At 36.6% G+C, this 22,358-nt stretch carries 23 protein-coding genes; 13 read left to right on the top strand and 10 right to left on the bottom strand.

From position 1 onward, the window contains the following. Positions 1-20: 20 nt before the first annotated feature. The 4 genes from tolA to ybgC are packed head-to-tail and all read right to left on the bottom strand — an operon-like array spanning position 21 to position 2,947. Complete coding sequence (gene tolA / locus F938_RS13125) at positions 21-1,364, bottom strand: cell envelope integrity protein TolA (RefSeq protein ID WP_005032379.1); 1,344 nt, start codon at positions 1,362-1,364, stop codon at positions 21-23. 3 nt (positions 1,365-1,367) lie between these two features. Then, positions 1,368-1,817: a protein TolR gene (tolR, locus tag F938_RS13120; RefSeq protein ID WP_004824636.1), complete on the bottom strand. Its 450-nt coding sequence runs from the start codon at positions 1,815-1,817 to the stop codon at positions 1,368-1,370. Continuing rightward, entirely contained in the window at positions 1,817-2,515 is a 699-nt protein-coding gene (tolQ, locus tag F938_RS13115) for a protein TolQ (RefSeq protein ID WP_004824635.1), read from the bottom strand. Before tolQ ends, tolR begins: the two co-directional genes overlap by 1 nt. A 24-nt stretch (positions 2,516-2,539) precedes the next feature. Continuing rightward, entirely contained in the window at positions 2,540-2,947 is a 408-nt protein-coding gene (gene ybgC, locus F938_RS13110) for a tol-pal system-associated acyl-CoA thioesterase (protein WP_004724526.1), read from the bottom strand. Positions 2,948-3,593: 646 nt separating this feature from the next. Here ybgC and F938_RS13105 point away from each other — a divergent pair. Next, on the top strand, positions 3,594-4,010 hold the full coding sequence (locus F938_RS13105; RefSeq protein WP_051084257.1) for a hypothetical protein: 417 nt from the start codon (positions 3,594-3,596) through the stop codon (positions 4,008-4,010). 78 nt (positions 4,011-4,088) lie between these two features. Here the strand turns inward: F938_RS13105 and F938_RS13100 are convergent, their stop codons facing one another. Then, entirely contained in the window at positions 4,089-4,541 is a 453-nt protein-coding gene (locus F938_RS13100; RefSeq protein WP_005032374.1) for a hypothetical protein, read from the bottom strand. A 450-nt stretch (positions 4,542-4,991) separates the two neighbouring features. On the opposite strand from F938_RS13100, the gene F938_RS13095 reads away from it, so the two are divergent. From F938_RS13095 to F938_RS13075, 5 genes are all read left to right on the top strand, one after another. Next, positions 4,992-5,528, top strand: coding sequence for a PAAR domain-containing protein (locus F938_RS13095; RefSeq protein WP_005032370.1), 537 nt, complete (start codon positions 4,992-4,994; stop codon positions 5,526-5,528). Then, positions 5,515-6,048 carry a hypothetical protein gene (locus tag F938_RS13090; protein WP_005032368.1) on the top strand — a complete coding sequence of 178 codons (534 nt, stop codon included), beginning with the start codon at positions 5,515-5,517 and terminating at the stop codon, positions 6,046-6,048. The genes F938_RS13095 and F938_RS13090 overlap by 14 nt, the downstream gene beginning before the upstream one ends. A gap of 9 nt (positions 6,049-6,057) precedes the next feature. Continuing rightward, positions 6,058-6,435, top strand: coding sequence for a hypothetical protein (locus F938_RS13085; protein WP_005032367.1), 378 nt, complete (start codon positions 6,058-6,060; stop codon positions 6,433-6,435). A 58-nt stretch (positions 6,436-6,493) separates the two neighbouring features. Beyond that, positions 6,494-6,784 (top strand): hypothetical protein, encoded by a 291-nt coding sequence (locus F938_RS13080; protein ID WP_004824633.1) that lies wholly within the window; start codon positions 6,494-6,496, stop codon positions 6,782-6,784. A 590-nt stretch (positions 6,785-7,374) separates the two neighbouring features. Then, positions 7,375-9,564, top strand: a complete 2,190-nt coding sequence (locus tag F938_RS13075) for a TonB-dependent receptor domain-containing protein (protein WP_005032365.1) — start codon at positions 7,375-7,377, stop codon at positions 9,562-9,564. 157 nt (positions 9,565-9,721) lie between these two features. On the opposite strand, the gene ruvB is transcribed toward F938_RS13075, so the two are convergent. From ruvB to F938_RS13055, 4 genes are read right to left on the bottom strand one after another with little or no spacing between them, the layout of a single operon-like run. Then, positions 9,722-10,723 (bottom strand): Holliday junction branch migration DNA helicase RuvB, encoded by a 1,002-nt coding sequence (ruvB, locus tag F938_RS13070; protein ID WP_004824631.1) that lies wholly within the window; start codon positions 10,721-10,723, stop codon positions 9,722-9,724. Between the two features lie 17 nt (positions 10,724-10,740). Beyond that, on the bottom strand, positions 10,741-11,343 hold the full coding sequence (ruvA, locus tag F938_RS13065; RefSeq protein WP_005032363.1) for a Holliday junction branch migration protein RuvA: 603 nt from the start codon (positions 11,341-11,343) through the stop codon (positions 10,741-10,743). A gap of 23 nt (positions 11,344-11,366) precedes the next feature. Beyond that, entirely contained in the window at positions 11,367-12,032 is a 666-nt protein-coding gene (locus F938_RS13060; protein ID WP_005032362.1) for a hypothetical protein, read from the bottom strand. Continuing rightward, the gene (locus tag F938_RS13055; RefSeq protein ID WP_005032360.1) at positions 12,032-13,372 is read right to left on the bottom strand and encodes a deoxyguanosinetriphosphate triphosphohydrolase; all 1,341 of its coding nucleotides are present in this window, start codon (positions 13,370-13,372) and stop codon (positions 12,032-12,034) included. The genes F938_RS13060 and F938_RS13055 overlap by 1 nt, the downstream gene beginning before the upstream one ends. A 313-nt stretch (positions 13,373-13,685) precedes the next feature. Here F938_RS13055 and F938_RS13050 point away from each other — a divergent pair, with 313 nt between their 5' ends. From F938_RS13050 to F938_RS13025, 7 genes are all read left to right on the top strand, one after another. Then, a complete protein-coding gene (locus F938_RS13050) occupies positions 13,686-14,744 on the top strand; it encodes a hypothetical protein (RefSeq protein ID WP_005032358.1) in 1,059 nt (352 codons plus the stop codon). Between the two features lie 26 nt (positions 14,745-14,770). Next, on the top strand, positions 14,771-15,508 hold the full coding sequence (locus F938_RS13045) for a hypothetical protein (protein ID WP_005032355.1): 738 nt from the start codon (positions 14,771-14,773) through the stop codon (positions 15,506-15,508). Between the two features lie 185 nt (positions 15,509-15,693). After that, positions 15,694-19,527, top strand: coding sequence for a phosphoribosylformylglycinamidine synthase (purL, locus tag F938_RS13040; protein WP_010591239.1), 3,834 nt, complete (start codon positions 15,694-15,696; stop codon positions 19,525-19,527). Between the two features lie 301 nt (positions 19,528-19,828). Beyond that, entirely contained in the window at positions 19,829-19,954 is a 126-nt protein-coding gene (locus tag F938_RS24880) for a KGW motif small protein (protein ID WP_009584508.1), read from the top strand. A gap of 233 nt (positions 19,955-20,187) precedes the next feature. Continuing rightward, the gene (locus tag F938_RS13035; protein WP_005032350.1) at positions 20,188-20,700 is read left to right on the top strand and encodes a hypothetical protein; all 513 of its coding nucleotides are present in this window, start codon (positions 20,188-20,190) and stop codon (positions 20,698-20,700) included. 3 nt (positions 20,701-20,703) lie between these two features. Further along, entirely contained in the window at positions 20,704-21,117 is a 414-nt protein-coding gene (locus F938_RS13030) for a hypothetical protein (protein ID WP_005032348.1), read from the top strand. Positions 21,118-21,174: 57 nt separating this feature from the next. Then, positions 21,175-21,582, top strand: coding sequence for a hypothetical protein (locus F938_RS13025; protein ID WP_005032347.1), 408 nt, complete (start codon positions 21,175-21,177; stop codon positions 21,580-21,582). Positions 21,583-22,034: 452 nt separating this feature from the next. Here the strand turns inward: F938_RS13025 and F938_RS24725 are convergent. Next, positions 22,035-22,358, bottom strand: a 324-nt coding sequence (locus tag F938_RS24725; protein WP_228129516.1) for an integrase core domain-containing protein, incomplete at its 5' end; no start/stop codon positions are given.

Here is a 22,358-nt window from a genome sequence, read left to right as displayed (position 1 = left end):
AGCAGGGTAGATTACAGATCTTATTTTGCTGTAAATGTAGAGGTTACAGATTTAGCAAGATTTCTAGCTGTTGGATCAGATGGCATTGGATATGGAGCTGCATTTTTAATCGCTGCTTTAATACTTGCATCCAATTGTTCATCTCCACTAGGATTTGTGAGAACTACAGAGAGAACTTGACCTGAATCAGATAGAGTAAATCTTACACTTACTTTTTTTCCAGCTGTTCCTGACGGAACATTCCATGCTGATCTTACCTTGTTTGTAAAATCACGGGTTGCATTTGAGGCGATTGTTCTGGCTTCTGCCTTTTTATTCGCAGCTGCTTCTTTTACTTTCTCAGCAGCAGAGTTCTTTTCTTCCTCTAATTCGCGAGCAAGATCTGCTTTGCGTTTTGCATCTGCTTTGGCTTTAGCATCTGCATCAGCCTTGGCTTTTGCGTCTGCCTTGGCTTTCGCATCTGCTTTGGCTTTAGCATCTGCATCAGCTTTGGCTTTAGCATCTGCCTTAGATTTTGCCTCGGCTTTTGCTTTTGCCTCGGCATCAGCCTTGGATTTTGCATTCGTATCTGCTTTACGTTTAGCTTCAGCATCTGCTTTGGCTTTAGCATCGGCGTTACGTTTGGCTTCAGCTTCCGCTTTGCGTTTAGCTTCGGCATCAGCTTTGGCTTTTGCATCCGCTCTGGCTTGAGCAGCTTTTTCAGCAGCGTCTTTTCTCACTTTTTCTGCTGCTTCAGCTTTACGTTTAGCTTCAGCATCAAGACGAGCTAATCTTGCTTTTTCAGCAGCATCGGCTTTAGCTTTTTGGAGGGCTTCTTGCTTCGCTTTAGCCGCCGTTTCAGCTTTAATTTTTGCATCAGCTTCAGCTTTGGCTTTTTCAGCTGCATTTTTTGCCTGTTTCACTTTTTCAGCGGCTTCTTGTTTCGCTTTCTCCGCGGCTTCAGCTTTCGCTTTTGCTTGTTCTGTGGCTTTTTCCTGATCAGCTCGCGCTGCAGCGAGTGCCATTTTTTGTTCTAAAGCGGCTTTAGCTTCATCAGCTGCTTTTTTTATATCCACTGCTTTAGTATCAGGCTTTGATTCGACTGGAATTTCAGGCGCAGTTTGGTCTGGTTCAGCAGTTTGTTGGATATTTTCTGAAATTTTTGAGTCAGCTGTTTCCGTTGAATCACTGTCTACCAATGGTTTTGGTTCTGGAGGAGGTAAATCTTCAGGTTTGATAAGAACAGTTTTAATTTGCTTCGGAGGTTCTGGTGGTCGACTAAGACCTAAAAAGAGTAAGCCTGTAATCGCCACCACATGAATACCAAGGGTAAATCCAAGTGCAATCGCTTTATCTTTAGATTGTGGCTTTTGAGTATTTTTCATAACTTACTTTACAGACTCTGTCAGTAAGCCAACTTGGCTTAAACCCGCATCTTGTAATGCAGACATAAGTTTCATCACTTCACCATATGGGCGTGACTCACTGCCATTAATCAAAACACTCAATTGTTTGCTGTTTGCTTGAGCTTGCTTTTGATTTTCTGTAAGGACAATTTTAAGCTCTTCTAAAGTAAGCACATCATTGTTATGTGTTTTATCTTCGAGCTGGATGCTTCCATCCGCATTAAGCGTCACGATAGCAGGTCGATCCTCAGATTGAATCGGATTGTTATTGGCTTGTGGCAAGTCAACTTTGACACCCGTCGTAATCATAGGTGCTGTAACCATAAAAATGACCAATAAAACCAACATAACGTCGATATAGGGAACAACGTTCATATCACTTTTTAAAGGCTTTTTGACACGGTCAAAACGTCCTGAGCGTTGGATTGCCATTATTCAGCTTCCTGTGTAGTTCCCACAGACTGACGTTGTAACAGCGCCACCATTTCTTCGGCAAATAATGCACGATCTGAGTAAATTTCTTCACCTTTTGCAGTGTAATGGTTAAATGCCAATACTGCTGGAATTGCCGCAAATAAACCAATCGCAGTTGCAATCAGTGCTTCGGCAATGCCTGGTGCAACAGTGGCAAGAGTTACTTGTTCAACCTGTGCCAAACCGATGAAGGCACTCATGATGCCCCAAACAGTACCAAATAAACCTACATAAGGAGCGACAGAGCCTATGCTGGCTAAGGCACTCAAACCTTGTTCTAAACGACCTTGATCACGACTTAAGCCTACTCGCAAAATACGTTCTGTACCTTCAATCATGGGTACAGTATCAGCTTGGCGCTTTTTCAATTTCAAATATTCACTTAAACCCTGATAAAAGATGTCTTCCAGACCATCGCGTTTAGAGTTAAGTTGCGCATTGTTATAGAGGGTATTAAGTTCAGCGCCAGACCAAAATATTTTTTGAAAATGGTCGTCGCCTTGGCGTGCTTTCTTATAGCCCATATGTAACTTGGCAATCAGATACCAACTAAAAACAGATGCAAGTACTAAGACCAGCATGACCAATTGAACCACAGGGCTCGCTTGTAAGATTAAATCAGAGATGTGCAGAGAAGATTCTAGTTGTGTTGCCATAGTTACATGTGCCAAAAATATTTTTTATTCGTGGGCTAATTCTCGAAGAATTAAATCACGGATTTCGTCAGGAATTCTACGAGGTTTCATATCTGTACTTAAACATGCCAACTCTACCTCGCCAGAAGCAAGCATGATTTCACCACGATATATATTTTGTTGCAACACAAATGACGAAGCTTTACATGAAACTACACTTGCTGTAACAGTAATCAGGTCGTCCATCAGTATAGGACGTGAGTATTTCAAAGCAATTTTATGGACGACAAAATTGTAATCTTTTTGATGCCAGTAATGATCAATCCCAGAAGCACGTAGCCATTCAGTACGAGCACGTTCCATGAAGCGAATATGATTGGCGTGATAGACGATGCCGCCAGCATCTGTATCTTCAATATATACACGGATTTGGAATTCGAATTTGTTACTCATGTTGCTATGCATTCCTGTGTTGTTTATTGCATATCTATCAATAGTTTGTCAGTACTTACTTGTGCTGATTCAATTTCAGATTATCTAATCGGAAAAAAGAAGAACTTTAAATGACGAACCAAATAGCTGAATTGAATTTTACAAGATCTATAAAGAAACATCTCAATAGTACCTCAGCAGCTATGTGGTTTTTTGAGCGACATAGGTATCTACATGAACAACGACGGATTGTTTGAACAGTATCTGTACATAGGCTTTAAAATTAATATTGCAGAAAAAAATTGATTCGGTCCACTTATAGATTTTCACAAGAATTCAGCACTGACTTTGGCGCAAATTTTAGCACAAGGTATGTTTTCTCAAATGGCACAAGATTACATTCCGAGTAAAGTGAAAAGGGCTGAGTATTAGCGAATTGAACATGAGTTAAAGGTTTTGATGCAACATTGAACTTTAGAAATTGCCTAAAAAAGTAAATATCTGAAAAATAGGACATCTAAACCAAAAGTGCTAAAAGATTATGATCAGGATCGACATATCAAACTCAAGTAGACCTAACTTTACAAAACACTGTACATGCCAATAGAGCTACAACATCTCGAGGTGTTAAAATCAAAGTTAATGCCCCCAGATGTTATAAATTGAGTTGACTTTAGATATTCTTAATTATAAAAATGAAGTAAGAAAGCTAATTTTTATAACTGAGATAAAAGTGAAAAAAATAACACTAATTTTTGTATTTTTTGCCTCAATATCTTTTTCCAATGCTGCACCACGACAGCCTGTAAGTGACAAGGAGCATGAATCAAATTGTCGTGATTTAATGGAGATAGCTCATACAGTTATGCAGGAAAAACAAAAAGGAATGTCTTTAAAAGAAATGCTTGAAAGAAATGATCATGCAAATGAATCTGAAAGTAATCAATATTTGTATGAGATGATTCAGTTAATAATTAGAGATGCATTTACTCAATCAGAAAGCGCAGATAAGAATAGACAATTAAGTAACTTTTCATCTAAATATTATCTAGGGTGTATGGAAATGTATAAACCACTATATTGATTTTTCTTAGTTCTTTAAACTTGAACCCACTTACTAGTGGGTTAGTTTTTGTCAGGTGGAAATATAAATATTTCTTTATTATTTTTCAAATTCTGTAGTCATTGAAACTTTATGATCAGTCATAAATTGATAAATGGGTGCTATTGTATTTGGGTCTGATCTTGTATTTTGATAAATTTGGACATTTGGGGTGCCCAATGTTCCATCAATGTTTTCTATGTATGCGGCATAAGAATATTTATTTAAGTTGTCAAAAACCACAATTGCAGCATCAGTATCACATAGGTGTGCTTTACAACCTTGTAATACGACATATTGACCAGCTGTTGTAACTTTTGCACCTACAGACAGTCTGTCTTTAAGCTTTTGGAAGTCTTTTTTGGGAATGTTATTTGGAAGAGCTTGTAAAGCAAGTTTGTTTTGAATGGCTATATAAGGGTGCTTACCGACCAAATAGGACATATCATTTTTAAAATTAGCTGCAATTGCACTTGAAGCTATAACTATTAATAAAACACATAAATATTTCATGTTAAGCCCTTTATAAAATGTTAATTATTCTGCCTTGATTATATCGTGAACTATATTTGAGATACTTTAAATTAACAATAGGAGCTGTTCATATATCCATCTGATCCTTGAAGTTCCATAAATAAAGATCATTTATGTAAAGTCGATTGATTTCTCAAATAAATAAGAAGTTTTTGTTCATTACTTAAATTACATTTAAGTAATATTAAATTTTAAATGTATTAATTCTTCACTATCTCTGATAATTTTTGTATGGTTTTGATGCAAACGAGAATTCTTATTATTTTTTTTTGCATATTTCTCAAATCTGATCTCGTCAATCTCATGGAATTTTATGTATGACAAATTTTAATCTTTGACCAAATACAATTGCGCTTTTAGGTATTTTTATAAAAAGAAAATAAGTTTTAAATTTAGTAATTTCAATTATTTATTTTGAGGTAATCAAAGATGCAAGCATTTATAACAAAAGATTGCTTTACTGACCATGGTGGGCGAATTCTCGAAGGTGATGATTCTTGGATCGTTGAAGGCAAGGGTGTTCATCTTGAAGGGATGACACATTATTGCCCAAAATGTAAAGTTTTATCTAAGGCTATTGCAACACAAAGAGGATTTATACAAGTTAATGGTCGCAATCTTATTGTGGCTGGTGATACTTCAACTTGTGGGGCTAAATACATAAAAATATCTGATTTGGCTGTTCGTTGTAGAGGTCTGCAAAATAGTTCAATAATGAAAATAATACAATTGATGAATGAACAGCTTTTTTCTGATGAATTTATGCTGATTGATGTGGAAACAAGTAGCATTATTGCAAATATGCCCTACAAGATACATAGAGAGAACGGACGTATAGAAGAGGGGGTTACTGATGAGAATGGTTTAATATCATCACTACAAAATACTAATCGTGCTGAAAAACTTAAAATAGAGATTGTTAATAATTTCTTTAACTTAGATGATTTTTTAGATGAACATTTTTAATAAAACACTTACAATGTCAGGAACAGAAGCTAAAGCCCCAGTTAAAATAGGGATTAAAACAAACTATAGAATAACCATTATGGTCAATGACAATACAGTTATCCTTGGCACACATGCTGGGATGTTATTGATAGGACCAAATACATTTGAAATTTATGACCCTAATGGTAGCTTTCATTATCCTGGTATTTCGGGAGGATCTTTAGGATTATTCCCTGTTGATGACTTAGGTAAACAGCATGACGTTTTTAAAAAATATCTTGAATATCAGTTAATTAATGGTGAGAGAGTTTATTTGTATTCATTTTATGTATCTAGAAAAGAGTTCTATCAAATTGAAGAAAATATTCTAAATCAAGTTGGCTGTGGACCAGTTTTAAATTGTACTCAATGTACCTCTGGTGCAATATCTGGAGTTGGTATTTTTAAGAATATACCATCTGGTATTTTTCTTCCTTCTAATTTAAAAAAGGAAATGGATAAAATTTCAAAACCTTTAAAAATCATAACAGGAAATTAGGGTCTGCTTATGAATAAATATGTAAGTTATATTGTTTTAAATACTCAACTACTTATAGGTTTTATTTTTTCATACAATTTTATAGATAGGGCGTTAATTAAAGAAAATTTTTTTATATATATACTTCTTGTTTTTATTTGTTCAAACATATTATTTTTTATGGGTAATTTCATTAAATATTTCTCAGTTAAAGCATTCTTATCAATTTTTATTTCTAGTTTTTTTATTACCTTGATTGTTCTTAAATTTAATAAACCTGAGATGGAGTTAAGACCTATTGATTATGCGTTAGTAATGGGATATTTAATTGTAATTTTAAAGCTTTATATAACGACTCCCATAGTTTTAATCATAGAAATTTTATTAAAGAAAAAGTATAAGTTTTAATACTTCTTTGGTGCTGAAAAAATCCCTGCCTTAATTGTTGAGAAAAAGAAGTAATTTCATGAAATTAAAAATATTATTTTGGCTTTCTACTTTAAATCTGTTTGGTATATTTTTAGTTTATATACTTTCATTTATGACAAGAAATAATCACTATGCCATATCTATAGATATGTTTTTTGTAGGCTCATCGGTTGTTTTATTTGCATTATCACTATTGCTCAGAAACACAAAAGCAATATCAATTAGTTTGTTATCTATAGGGCTTGCGGTCGGTATGAATTTTTTTAATATCAGTATTAGCTATCAGAAATGGATTGAACGTGAGCAACCTGAATTAGGGCATAGATAGGCTTTTCACTGTTTTGAAAAAGTGAATAATGAAAAAAAAATCTTAATGATTATTGAAGAAGAGCATAATAGCTCAGTTTCTGCAATGATTTTTTATGGTATCTCCATAAAAAATACAGCGAGCCTAACACTTAAGCACAACATAAATTTAACAGTATATCCAGCCTAAATATGGACTGTTAAAAATTTTTTTGGTGGATCATCAAGCATCAACCTTCACTCAATTAAGACAATGTTATCTGATTAAAATTAACTCCCTATTCCCCAGAATTGAATCCCATGGAGCAAGTCTGGCAATTCATCAAGCGGCATTGATTATTAAATCGCTGTTATAAGCGTGATGAGGCTATTGCTCATCAAGCTGTCATAACTTGGAATATGATTTGTTGTAGATAATAAGAAAGATAAGCATTGATTGCAGTCTATTTATGATTCTGAAAATTACATTTAAGTAATATTTAATTTTAAATGTATTAATTCTTCACTATTTCTGATAAGTTTTGTACGGCTTTTGATGCAAATGAGAATACTTATTATTTATGTTTGCATATTTTTCAAATCTGATCTCGTCCATCCCATGGAATTTTATGTATGAGAAAGTTTAATCTTCGTCCTGTTTCGATAGCGCTTTTAGGTATTACAACAAGCACAGTCTATGCAAATAACAATGCAGAAGTGAATTCTGCTCAACAACTTGCCACTATTGTTGTTTCAGCTGCAGGCTACGAGCAAAAGTTAAAAGATGCACCAGCCAGTATTACGGTGATTACCGAAAAAGATTTAAAAGATAAACGTATAAACTCTATTGCAGACGCGTTAGTCGATATTGAAGGTGTTGATATTAGCCCTCAAGCTGGAAAAACAGGGGGACTGAATATTCGAATTCGAGGAATGGATGCTGAATATTCTTTGGTGCTAATCGATGGTCGCCGTCAAAACAGTACAGGAGATATTACTCCCAATGGATTCGGTGAATCCAACAATAGTTTTATCCCACCGATTTCAGCAATTGAACGGATTGAGGTGATTCGAGGACCTGCTTCAACACTTTATGGATCAGATGCAATGGGGGGTGTTGTCAATATCATTACTAAAAAAGTATCCAATGAATGGACAGGTAGTTCAACCATAGAAGCAACCTTACTGCCAAATAGTTCAAGCTTTGGTAATCAACGTGCTGTAGATTCTTTTATTACTGGTCCAATTATTAAAGACTTACTAGGTATACAACTTCGCACCCGTAAAGCTGAACGGAGCCAGTCCAATGTAGGCTATCTCGATCAGAATGATAACGTTGTAGAGCTAGGAATGGGGAATAATCCGACTAAATCGGATATTGATACGATTGGTGCTCGTTTAACACTAACACCAACCAAGCAGCATGATCTTTCTTTAGAGTATGAAAAAACAGATCAATGGTACGATAACAGTAAGGGGCAACTGGGTACGCTTGGTGCAAATGGTGGCTACGACAAAGCAAAAGAATTTAACCGAAATCGAACCGTACTTGCGCATACATGGCGTAATAAGATAGGGACTTTAGATTCGAGTATTAGTAATACCCAGACCGAAACAATAGGTCGACTTATTCCATCCCGTGCACAAGCAGGTTCAAACGCAATTAACCCTCGACTTTTAGAGAGTAAAGATACGATTTTTGATACTAAATTAGCGACGCAATATTTTGATGCACACAACATTACCCTCGGTGGACAATGGTGGGATGCCAGTATTAAAGATGGATTAAGGGTAAATAAAGACGTTTCTTTTAAACAGATTGGTGTTTTTGCAGAAGATACATGGGCACTTACTCCAAGTTTGGCTCTCACAACGGGTTTGCGTTTTGATAATCATGATACCTTTGGCTCCTTTTGGACACCTAGAACCTATTTGGTATGGAATGCAAATGATAATTGGACCCTTAAAGGTGGTTATAGTGAGGGATATAAAGCACCTCGCTTAGAACGTTTGACCAATGGGATTTATAATGTTGGTGGACAAGGGCGAACGCCACTTTTTGGTAACCCTAATCTAAAACCAGAAACAAGTCGTAATCTTGAGTTCGGTACTTATTTTAATAATCAATCCAATTTTGATGCCAATATCACTGCATTTTACAGTCAGGTAAAAGATAAGATTGTTACTGGTCCTACAGAGAGAACCTGTGATGCCAAGGACGCTATAATAAAAGCTGATTGTGAAAAATATATGGCAAGCATTGGTACATCATGGTTAATGCAATCTGGTGATACAGGTTCACGTACTTGGAGCGTTAGACGTCCAATCAATGCGCAAAAAGCTGATATTTATGGTATTGAAACTGGTTTAAATTGGGAGTTCGTGCCGACTTGGAAATTGGGATTGAACTATACATGGACTGAAACGGAAATTCAGGATAAAGCACTGGGAAATCCACCTTTAAACGATACGCCTAAACATATTGTGAATGCATCAATGAAATGGCAAGCCGATGATAAAATTCAATTATGGGCGAGGGGTGAATACCGAAGTGAACGTGCGCGTTATACGTCTAGCTATAATAATTTAACAGCAACCGAAAAGGGGGTATATGATGCCCTCGGTGATTTTAAAGCCTATGCTTTAATGCACGTAGGATCAAACTTTAATGTAAATGAGAAGTTGGATATCGGAGTAGGCTTATACAATGTATTTGATAAAAACTTTATTGATTATCAAAAAGTAGGTTCACTTTATTATAATCAGTACAGCAACACGCAAGAAGGTCGTCGAGTTCAATTGAGTACTACCTTTAAATTCTAGCATGAGCTTATATCGAAACTTTATCCTGATAGAGTTTCGATATTTTATAAATTAAAGCATTGATTTTTTGTATTTAAAATTAATCCAAAGAATTTTTATCTTGATGGATACAAAACCATCAATAGGGATCGGGAATATTTAATATTCCCGATCTAACTTACTTGGATTCGGGGGGCGTCATACCAAATTGCAAATAAGCTTGATTAGTCGCAATACGTCCGCGTGCTGTACGCATCGCATAGCCTTGCTGAATCAAATAAGGTTCAATCACATCTTCTAAAGTACCAGAATCTTCAGCCATCGCAGCGGCTAAAGCTTCAACACCTGCTGGACCACCATCAAAGCGTTCTAATAACATCGACAAATAACGACGATCGAGTGTATCTAACCCATCTTTATCAACATTCAGCATATCTAAGGCACGTTGCGCCATTTCTTGAGTGACTTCACCTGTTCCTTTGACTTGTGCATAGTCTCGCACACGACGTAATAAACGGTTGGCAATACGAGGTGTTCCACGTGCTCTTCGAGCGATCTCTTTTGCACCATCAGGTGTAGTAGGCACATCCATTAAATGTGCTGAACGAGCCACAATGTGGGTTAAATCTTCAACGGAATAGAACTCAAGACGTTGCACAATCCCAAAACGATCACGTAATGGAGAAGTGAGTAGACCTGCACGAGTTGTTGCGGCAACCAAGGTAAATGGTGGCAAATCTAGCTTAATTGAACGTGCGGCTGGACCTTCACCGATCATAATATCAAGCTGATAATCTTCCATGGCAGGATAAAGGATTTCTTCAATTACAGGCGAAAGGCGATGAATTTCATCAATAAAGAGCACATCGCCTTCTTCAAGATTGGTCAGCATGGCTGCCAAATCACCTGCGCGCTCCAAAACAGGACCAGAGGTTGATTTTAGATTACCTCCCATTTCACGTGCGATGATATTGGCTAAAGTGGTTTTACCTAAACCCGGTGGACCAAATATCAAAGTATGATCAAGTGCTTCACCACGACCACGTGCAGCGCCAATAAAGATTTCCATTTGCTCACGGACTACAGGCTGACCGATGTAGTCATCCAATGATGTTGGGCGTATGGCACGATCAAAATGATCTTCAGGTTTTTCAGTCCCACTAATTAAACGGTCTTGCATGAGTATTTTGATCTGTCTTATTTATTCATGGATTTGAGTGCAGCACGGATGATGTCGCTTGCTTCAGTATAGTCTGCTTTCACGGCATTAATCAGTTTTTGTGCTTCTAAAGGTTTATAACCTAACGATTGTAATGCTGCTTCAGCTTCAGCAACAGCAGAATTACCTGTAAATTGTATTTGAGCTGTAGTCGAGTTATTTGAAGTGCTGCCTGTCGAAAATGCCTTAAAACGATCACGAAGTTCAATCATTAAGCGTTCCGCTGTTTTGGTACCGACACCTGGAACTTTAACCAAAGTTTTGACGTCACCATTTTCAACAGTATGCACTAACATTTCTACACTTAAGGTAGAAAGAATACCCAAAGCCATTTTAGGACCCACACCGTTTACTTTGAGTAGGGTACGAAAAATGGTTTTTTCTTGCGCGTTTGAAAAGCCATATAACAATTGAGCATCTTCACGAACAGCTAAATGCGTCCATAAGGTGACCTGTTGTCCTTTTTGCAGTTGGCAAAATGTTGAAAGTGGGGTGTCAATTTCATAGCCCACTCCATTAACATTTAAAAGTACTGTTGGTGCTTCTAAAGCGAAGACTTCACCGATAAGACATCCGATCATTGCATTGGTTCACTTAATTTTGTTCATGGTTGAATAGTAGATGCCATTTGCTCTAAACGCAAAATTGCTTTGAGGATTTCTTTACGATTTCGTGCAGATTTTATCCAAGCAGGTAAGCGAGAAAAATAACTGGAATTTCCTGTATTTTGTGTTCTTTCACGTAAATCAGCGAGAATAAAGGATTTGAGTACTTGTAAATGCTCAGGATTGTGTATGTAGAGATTGCCAAGTCGGGTATGCGCAGTCAAATACAGTTTAAGCCCAAATTGCGTATGCTTAAGTCGATTTGCGTTGGCATAGTCGATATCTCGTGGTTTTACGCTGAGTTGAGAAGTTTTATTGCATATAGGACAAATTGCCTTTATATGTGTCACTGGATTTTTAAGATGATATATTTTCTGGTTTACACTGAGTTGAGTTCCACCACAAAAATGACAGCGTTCGGTAACATAAACATAGTAATGACCATTAAATTCTTTATTGTATTCTTTAGAATGACTGTCTAAGTGACGGTTGCATTTACGACATGTAAATACAAAATGCGACGTGCATTCACAACTGAACGTTGTTTTGTCTAACTTTTGATAATGGATGACTCCTGGGGTTTCGCAGTCAGGGCAATGCACCCATTGATCGGCAAAAATAAACTGAGATTTATACACTCCATCATCAATATAGCGTGATGTCATCAGAAAAACCCTACCTTATTCCCTTGAAGTTCTTGCGCCAAATTATAGGCTTGGTGATCTGAGAACTTACTGACAATATCAAGAACTTGCATAATATTGTCATAGTGGTTATCACTAAAGCGAGCGCCAAAACGTTCTAAAATGGACATCAAGCGGCCATCTTTAAAACTTAAAGTTTTATGTGGTGTGGTCAGTGGAATAAATGCATCTAAGATATGTTGCAGGCTTTGATGTGCAATAATTTCCAACCCTGACTTTTGTGGATGTTCAAAGATCTTTTCACGAGCGAGGTTTTTGGCACGATCTATTCCCAGTTCAATATCTTCAGAACAGTATTGCAATAAAGAGCCTTTGAGTTGTCCTGATATAATTTGGAAATGTTGCTTTACAAAAGCAGTCGTGACTTCTTCAACCAAACGTTTCATCACACGACCACGTAATGCTGCAATCTTTTGTTGCCAAGTGGTGTAGGGCATATTTAATTCAGCAGGTATACCAAAATCTCCTAATAAATCAAGAAAAATAGGTTCAACTTCTTCATAAGAAAGCATGTTGAGAATAATCCCGTCTTCTAAATCAATTAAGGCATAGCAAATATCATCTGCAGCTTCTAATAAATAGGTTAAAGGATGGCGACACCAGCGATATTCACCTAATTGAATTAAGCCAAGTTGGTCTGCAATTTGTTTGAGGATTTCTTTCTCAGCTTGATAACAGCCAAATTTTGCCCGTTTACTAGCAGGTGTATTACCTTGAGATTCTATGGTTTGGGATAACCACGGATACTTTAAGTAAGCTCCTAACGTTGCGTAAGTTAAGCGCATTCCTCCATCATGAGGATGGTAGTCAATTTTGGTCAGCAAACGTAATCCTTGCGCATTACCCTCAAACTGACGAACATCTGCTTGTTGTTCAGAACTTAAGTCTTTTAAAAAATCAGTATGTGCTGCATCGTCAAACCATTCACGAATGGCATATTCACCAGCATGCCCAAAAGGTGGATTGCCAATATCATGTGCTAAACATGCTGCTTGTATGATTGCGCCAACATCGGCTGGGGAAATCCAGATTGGAAGTTCTTTTTGTATTTTTTCGGCTGCCAGCATACCCAATGAACGACCAATACATGAAACTTCTAGAGAGTGCGTGAGTCGTGTATGGATACCATCGTGTTGAGTCAGTGGATGGACTTGAGTTTTACGATTCAGTTGTCTAAAACTTTGTGAAAATATAATGCGGTCATAGTCTTTATGAAAAGGGCTTCGTGCTTGTTCTGTACTTTGTTTCTTACTTCCTAAACGAACAGTTGAGAGAAGTTCTAACCAACGCATTTGAGTCATTTATCATTTATCATTTTTTCGTTAATTGTATGATGCCAAATTTATGGAAGATGTACTAGAGCTGGGCGACATAAGTTGTCATGTTGTTGATTTATTTTCATATGAGAAACATAGCAGGATGCAATCAGAATGACCTATATGTCTGGTAAACCACCTAAATTTAAACAATTATAGGGGCTTTGGCTTTCTATTTATTAAATTAACTAAAAATAAGAGTATTACCAATTTGACTTTAATTTTACAGTGATTGAGTAATTTAAAAAATAAATGCTAAAATTATGATTTATAAATGATAAATAATTAGGTTTAGTAAATGACTTTAATAAATCAATTCATAAGTTTTGTGGTTATTTTATGTTTAGCAATCATTTATGCCCATGCTAAAGACTATTCTATTATTGATCCTTCAAAAGAAATTTCTACTACCGAAAATGCATTGGGGCTACGCTCATTTGAAGAACGTACAATAATTGATTACACATTTTATCCTCACAAGCAAACTGGGCAAAATCAGGTATTTAATGCAGATGAGATGAAACAAATAGAATTAGAAAGTTTTGAACTCAAGAATATAGTTAAAACTTTGTATCCATTTGAGATTGTACAAATGAATGATTCACAATTTTCACATTCAAATACAAAGTTATTTACTGCTGTTCAATATAAATACTATGAAAAATGTAATTGTGTTGAGGGTAAAAAACTCATTGAGAAAAATATCGTCGTTTTCCCCCATAAAGTTATTAAATTCAGAAATATAAAAAAGGAAAAGCGTTTTTTACTTCCAGTCGAAATATTTAAAATGAACGGTACTGGACGAGAAATACGCATTACAGATCCTAAATTGGAACTTTATCTATTTAAGCAATTAAAAACTGGAAAATATCAATTGGTTACTCGAACACCAATAAATTATGAAGGCATCGATTCTTATGAAGGATTTGAAATCTCCCTAAGTAAGTTGAGTGTACCTGAAATTGCTTCAAATATTAGGTTAATTGGCGCAGATAGGAAGGGAAGTTTTTTCAGATTATATGCGATAACAAATAATGGAGCACAGTACTCAGATTGGTACGTCTTAAGTCTGAAAGAGGATGAGTTTCTACGAAGCTATTTAGTCTCAAATGCGAGTGAGGACACAACAGAAATGTTTTATAGACCTAAAGCGCACAAGTTTGATTCAAAACTTTCTTTTATTCCTGTAAAAGGCCAATCATATTATCCAATAAAGATCCAATATAAAGGTAATAAATTTATTTTTTCTAACTATAAACTGGAAGATAAAAATCAGATAAATAGAGTAGAATTTGATCCAACCTTAGGGATTTATAGCTATGATTCACCGACTATGCAACGTATGTTGTCAAAATAACGCAAAATAATAATGAAGGGTATTCAGTGAATAATAAATTTATATTGCTATTCATAATTTTTTTGTCAGGATGTAATCAAACTGATAAAAACTTAAGCAGCCAAAATAAGCAAATCGAAACTCAGAAAAAAACCGAAGAGAGTAAATTTGAAATCGAAGAAAGCATTCCTGTGAAGCCTGAACCAGCAGATCAAGCTTTAGCAACTTTTGCTTTTCAGAAAACCTCAGATGGTCATCTGACCAGTAATTGTATCTGGACAGATGATCCAGATGCACAAGGAAAAGTGTATTGGAGCGTCATACCGAGCAGTATGTTGAATGGAAAATCTAAATTTACTGCAGAGGATATTACGCCAAGCAAAGTAAAAATTGGACAACCAATAAAAAACTGCAATGAAGGTTATCAAAATGAAACAGCAAAATATGCTTATGCGATAGATCATGATGGTGATCTAGTGAATACGGTTGCCCTCAAATTAGACAGGATGACAGAAACAGCAGACCACCTTTATACAATTGATCTGAATAAAAACGCACATCCTGAAAAAATTTATGTTTGCTATAACATGGAAAGTTTAGATGTATTTTTTATAGATTCTGTACCCAAAAATCCCGATTTAAGACATGTAAATGTTGAATTGTCCTATGCAATTGATGGGGAAATTGAACCAGATATTTCATGTGGAAAAGTTTTTTATCAAAAAAGTGGAATCATCGCAAAAGAAGATCCGAAAACAGGCGAGTCTAGTTATCGTGCTCAATAATTCAATTGTTACGAATCATGTTTAAAGACGAAAGTCAAAGTAAATCGAATGTTTAAAAGCAAGATTTCAGCATTTTTTAAGTTGGATATGACTAGCTGAAATCTTGCTTTCACAGTAGAATATGCGCTCTCTTCAAGTCACATTGAGGTAGGTTGCCAAAGCCTGCCCGTGGAGCCAAAAACAGCATGTTTATCGTTGCCGGTGCACCTGCACACTCTTCTTTTAAGCAAACACAACTATTAACACGCCTTGCGTCAATCAGTTCTGTTCAATCAATAGAAAGCCAATGGGTTTACCTTTTCGACCAAGCGCTCAACGAGCAACAACAGCAATCTGCTTTACAGCTTTTAAACGATGGTGCATCGTTTGAACTACATCAGGCAACCAGTGATGAAGTACAGATTTTAGTCACGCCACGTGTCGGTACAATTTCGCCGTGGTCGTCTAAGGCAACCGATATTTTTGCCAATTGTAATACGCCTGTACACCGCTTAGAACGCGGTGTTTTGTTTACTTTAAAGGGTATTTCTGAAGTATCTGAAGAAGTGAAACAAGTTTTACATGACCGTATGACAGAAAGCGTTTTCAATAAAATTGATGATGCATCCGCATTGTTCTCAGAAACTGCACCTAAGCCGTTAAACTCAATTGATATCTTAGGTCAAGGTAAAGATGCATTGGTTAAAGCGAACTCTGAATTCGGTTTTGCATTATCAGATGAAGAAATTGATTATTTAACAGCAGCATTTAATAAATTAGGTCGTAACCCACACGACATCGAGTTGATGATGTTTGCTCAAGCAAACTCAGAACACTGTCGTCACAAAATTTTTGGTTCTGAATGGACAATTGATGGTGAAAAACAACCATTGTCATTGTTCCAAATGATTAAAAATACCTATAAAGAATCTCCGACAGACGTATTATCAGCCTATAAAGATAATGCATCGGTGATTGTTGGTTTTGATACGCAACGTTTTTATCCTAAAAAAGATGAAGCAACTGGGCACTATGTTTATAAATATAAGAGCCAAGCTGCACACATCTTAATGAAAGTGGAAACCCATAACCATCCAACTGCAATCGCACCATTTGCTGGCGCGGCAACAGGTTCAGGTGGTGAAATTCGTGATGAAGGTGCAACTGGTCGTGGTGGTAAACCAAAAGCTGGTTTAACAGGCTTTACGGTGTCTAACCTGAATATTCCGGGTTTTGAACAACCTTGGGAAGAGAATTACGGTAAACCATCACGTATGGCTTCACCACTTCAAATCATGATTGATGGTCCATTGGGTGGTGCTGCATTCAATAATGAATTTGGTCGTCCCGCACTTAATGGTTACTTCCGTACTTTTGAACAAAACGTAAATGGTGAAGTAAAAGGTTTCCATAAACCGATCATGATTGCAGGCGGTTATGGTAACATTCGCCCTGATCATGTCGAAAAAGATGCGATTCAACCTGGTGATTTACTGATCGTCTTAGGCGGTCCTGCAATGCTGATCGGCTTAGGCGGTGGTGCAGCATCTTCTGTAGACAGTGGTAAATTAGGTGAAAATTTAGATTTTGCCTCGGTTCAACGTGAAAACCCAGAAATGGAACGTCGTTGTCAAGAAGTGATCGATGCATGTTGGAGAATGGAAGATTTTAACCCGATCGTATCTGTGCATGATGTTGGTGCTGGCGGTATTTCCAATGCAATGCCTGAATTGGTCAACGACCATGAATTAGGTGCAATTCTCGATCTTCGTAAAATTCCATCATTAGAACCAGGCATGTCGCCAATGGAAATCTGGTCAAACGAAGCACAAGAACGCTATGTGTTGGCAATCAAACCTGAATCATTAGAGTTGTTTGAATCAATCTGTGCACGTGAACGTTGCCCATTTGCAGTATTAGGGGAAGCAACAGAAGCACGTCAACTTACTGTGAATGATCCATTGTTTGATAACAAAGCAGTGGATATGCCAATGCAAGTCATGCTTGGTGGTACACCACGTATGAGCCGTTCATATGAAACAATTGAACGTAAAGGCAATGCATTCGATGCTTCTAAAGTTGACTTGAAAGATGCAATTTTCCGTGTATTGAAAAATCCAACTGTTGCGTCTAAATCTTTTCTAATTACCATCGGTGACCGTTCGATCACAGGTATGGTTGCACGTGATCAAATGGTGGGTCGCTGGCAAGTTCCTGTTGCCGATGCCGCAGTAACCACAACCAGTTTGCAAGGTTATACCGGTGAAGCAATGGCAATGGGAGAACGTCCACCAGTCGCATTGTTAAATCCTGCCGCTTCTGCACGTTTAGCAGTTGCCGAAGCAATCAGCAATATCATGTGTGCCAATATTGAACAGATCAGCGATATTAAATTATCAGCAAACTGGATGGCGGCAGCAGGTCAAAAAGGTGAAGATCAAGCATTATTTGAAGGTGTAAAAGCCATTGGTATGGAAATGTGTCCTGCCTTGGGTATTGCGATCCCTGTTGGTAAAGACTCACTGTCTATGCGTACCACTTGGAATGATCAAGGTGAAGATAAAGCAGTCACTTCACCAATGTCAGGTGTCATCACTGCATTTGCACCTGTATTAGATGTACGTAAAACTTTAACCCCTGAATTGAAAAATGAAGACTCCGTTTTAGTCCGTATTGATTTATCTAAAGGTCAGTTCCGTTTAGGCGGTTCGATTCTTGCTCAGGTATATAAAGCAATTGGTTCTGTAACGCCAGATGTTGACAGTTTTGACGATTTCAAAGCATTCTTTGCTTTAGTACAAGACTGGAATAACCGTGGTTTAATCAAGGCTTATCATGACATTGGTGATGGTGGTCTATTGGCAACTGTTGCTGAAATGATGTTTGCTTCACGCTTAGGTGTGTCACTTGAAAACCAAACGAATGAAAGCTTATTTGCTGAAGAAATCGGTGCAGTATTGCAAATTTCTCAAGCAGATTGGGCAACTTTGGCTGATGAGGTTGCAGTCTCAAGCTTAAGAGATGCGATTGCTGTAGTCGGTACAGTCAACGATTCTGATCAGCTTACTGTCAATGGTCTAGTGCTAGAGCGTGCTGAATTACAACAAGCTTGGACTGAAGTTTCTCATCAAATCCAGCGTTTGCGTGATAATGTAGAAACTGCTGACTCTGAGTTTGCATTGATTGGCGACCGTGAGCATAAAGGCTTAATCGCATTACCAACATTTGATTTAAATGAACCTGTTGAAGCGCCATATATCAACGAACGTCGTCCAAACATGATGATTCTACGTGAACAGGGCGTTAACGGTCATGTGGAAATGGCTGCTGCATTTGATAAAGTCGGCTTCAATACTGTTGATGTCCACATGAGTGATTTACTTTCAGGTCGTGTTGATTTAGATGATTTTGAAGGTTTGGTTGCTTGCGGTGGCTTCTCTTATGGTGACGTTTTAGGTGCAGGTGGTGGTTGGGCTAAATCTGTATTGTTCAATACGAAGTTGCGTGATCAATTTGAAAAATTCTTTAATCGTGACAATACTTTCTCCGTAGGTATTTGTAATGGTTGCCAAATGTTGGCACAGCTTGCACCACTGATTCCAGGTGCAGACAACTGGCCACGTTTCCGTCGTAATACTTCAGAAGTATTTGAAGCACGTGTAGTCAATGTAAAAGTTGAAAAAACGCCTTCTATTCTTTTAGAAGGTATGGAAGGTTCTATTTTACCAATTGCTGTTGCACATGGTGAAGGTCGTGCAGAAACTTCTGCGGAAAACTTTGCTTCACTCAATGCGGGTAATCAAGTTATTTTACGTTATGTCGATAGCTTGGGTAATGCAACTCAACAGTATCCATTGAACCCGAATGGCTCGCCTGAAGGAATTTCTGGTGTAACCTCAAAAGATGGTCGTGCCAGCATTATGATGCCACACCCTGAACGGAATTTCCGTGCAGTTCAACACTCTTGGAAACCTGAAGAATGGACTGAAGATGGTGCATGGTTACGTATGTTCCGTAATGCACGTAAGTTTATTGGTTAATTAGATCTATACCAACGAATTGTAAAAGCCCCGTAAGGGGCTTTTTTAATTGATGATTTTTTGAATTCGAATAGATATCGTTGATTTCATATTAAATGGATTCAATAAGGAATATTGCTAGGGAGGTATCCATCGAGCAATAAGACCTTTACTGCTAAGTATCGAAAAAATTTATGCCTGCATTGATAAATTGTTACATTTTTTGAGTTGGTTTATTTCTTGCTTGTTATAAATTGTCTATTAAAAGACCAATGTTTTGCCCCAAAGGTGTTCCAACATGTAGCAAGAATGAGGTGATAAAATGATAAGAACAGTAAATTATTCAACAGCAGAAAAGGTCATCCTTCGCCAAAAAGGATGGAAATGGTTTGGTGCAGTTTTACTGCTACAAATAGTGATTATTTTGAGCGCATATTTTATTGCTTAAACAATGCTTTTATTCACATTTAATCGCAAAAGCCACTTGATTGTGGTTTTTGCATATAATTTTTATAAATGATGCTAAGTATATGCAAATGATAAAAAAAATGATGATTTATAAAGTTAATCTTATTTCAAAAAATATTTAACGCTATACTTTCACAAATAATATTATTTTAAATATCAGACAAGCTTATCGCGCTGAAGAAATAATGAGAGTAAATAAAATAGGATTTCGATATGACAAGAATAATCTTTGCGATTTCAATACTTTTTGGATTGCAATTTACGCATGCTCAAGAAGTTCAAATTGGATCATTAATTGACATCAAAGCTTTGAATTGCGACATGATTTTTCAAAAGCCTGAAAGCAAAATTGCAGTATTATTGCGTGACTTTAGCGCAAATGGACCAAAGCAGGTCAAATTAAATAAATCAAAACAAATGATGACGATTGGAGGGCATACTTATGTGGGAATACAAGGTCATCAGTATTATAAAACAGCACATACTGAACAGGATGATTTTGCGGTTGATACTGATGTTTTTGGGGTTCGACTAATCAAAATTGCATTACAAAAACATCAATTGGCAAATACGCAATCCAAGGGCTATTATTTTGTATTTCGAGGGGAGCCAACCACAGTACTTTATCATTTACGTAAGGTTGTAGGTGATGAATGGAATATCGAAAATGCTATAGATGAAACACCTCAAGGAAATTCAAAATTAAGTTGTGGTTATACAAGTTAAATCATGAATAGAGCTATATTTTTAATTACTTTTATAATTGCTTTAACTGGCTGTTTTCCATATATAGTGATGACAGAGCCTAAAATTAATCTGATTGTAAAAGATTCAGATGGGAGATTAGTCGATCAAGCCCATGTCGTTTTAGCAACAATATTAAAAGATGGAAAGATGACTCAAACATATAAGTCCCAATATACTGAAAATGGGATGGCATATTTTGATATTAGAAAATCGTTGACATTAAATATGGGAACAAATAGACAGTATTTTTGGTCGATTTGTATCTCTAAAGAGGGTTATAAACTGCAAACACATACGATTAAGGACCAAAGTAATCTTGAGATCCATTTAGAAAAATTGCAAGACTTTGAAGTAAATCAAAAGTGTCCAACTCATATACGTCGAGTAGAAAGGTAATTGTCAATAAAGAAACAGTCTTTTAATAGATATTTCGATTTTAAGGAAGATGAATGTATGGACAAAAATATTTTTTTAATTCCCTTTTTCATCTTTTTAACAGGATGTTTTCCTGTTTATAAAACACAAAAGCCGCAACTGACTGTAAATGTTGTAAATGAACGGGGAGTCGCTATTCCTAAAGTAAAAGTCGTCTTAGTGACCAGTGTACGTCCAGCAAAAATAGATGACCAATATGATGAAAAGTATAGCAACCAAATAGGCGTCGTAAACTTTGAAAAGCAAGCGCAATGGAAAGTTGAAAGTCTAATGATTCATGGTGTGCAGTTTTACGATTGGCATTTATGTGCGGCAAAAGAAGGCTATATCACTCAAGATTTTATTGTTGTCACTAAAAATGAGCAGATTAAAATTATTTTAAAGCAGGGTAATACACCATCAAGACAATATGCTTATCAGTGCTAAGATGTTAAATATTAATGCTGATTATCATACTTAAAGGTAAATAACTCATAATAAAGCTTGTTCTCTCCTAAGCATTTAACAGATATGGTCAACTTGATGAAAAATTCAGACAGTAAAATATCATTTCTCTTGATCACTAAAATGAATGCTATTGAGATATTGTTTGATAACCTAAAGCATGCACTGCCAAGCTTTACCTCCAAAGTTTAAACCGTTTTGCGCAGGCGATACTTTGCTTTTCAGAGATGAAAAGTAACAAAAATCTTCCGTTTAACAGGGGTCTTGTGCTGCAAACAAAGCAATGCTTTGTTTTTTGCTCATATAGCTCCGCTCAACATGGCGACATTCATGTCGCCTCACGATAGCAAGACCATCAATGATTCAAAAGGACAAAATATATGGTAATACTCCCATTTTTAATTGATTTTATAAGTAGAAAGGCAAAGTCCTTATCATTGTTTAAATTTAGGTGGTTTACCATCAACTGACATATGTGGTCGTTCATGATTATAAAAGTGTTGCCATATCGTTGTATAGTCTTCAACTTCTTCAAGCTCTCGAAATAAATATTGATTCAAACATTCATATCTAACCGTCCTGTTGAAGCGTTCAACATAAGCATTCTGTTGTGGATGACCTGGTTGAGTAAACACATGCTCAATTCCATGTTGAGTACACCACGCTTGCATTAAATCACTAACATACTCGGGTCCATTATCACTACGGATACGCTTTGGCTTACCTCGCCATGCAATTAATTGGTCTAATCCCCTCAG

It is taken from the genome of Acinetobacter bereziniae LMG 1003 = CIP 70.12, from assembly GCF_000368925.1.
GTDB classification, from domain to species: Bacteria; Pseudomonadota; Gammaproteobacteria; order Pseudomonadales; family Moraxellaceae; genus Acinetobacter; species Acinetobacter bereziniae.
The sequence above is the reverse complement of the archived record's forward strand: the minus strand, read 5'-3'. Positions and strand labels throughout refer to the sequence as shown.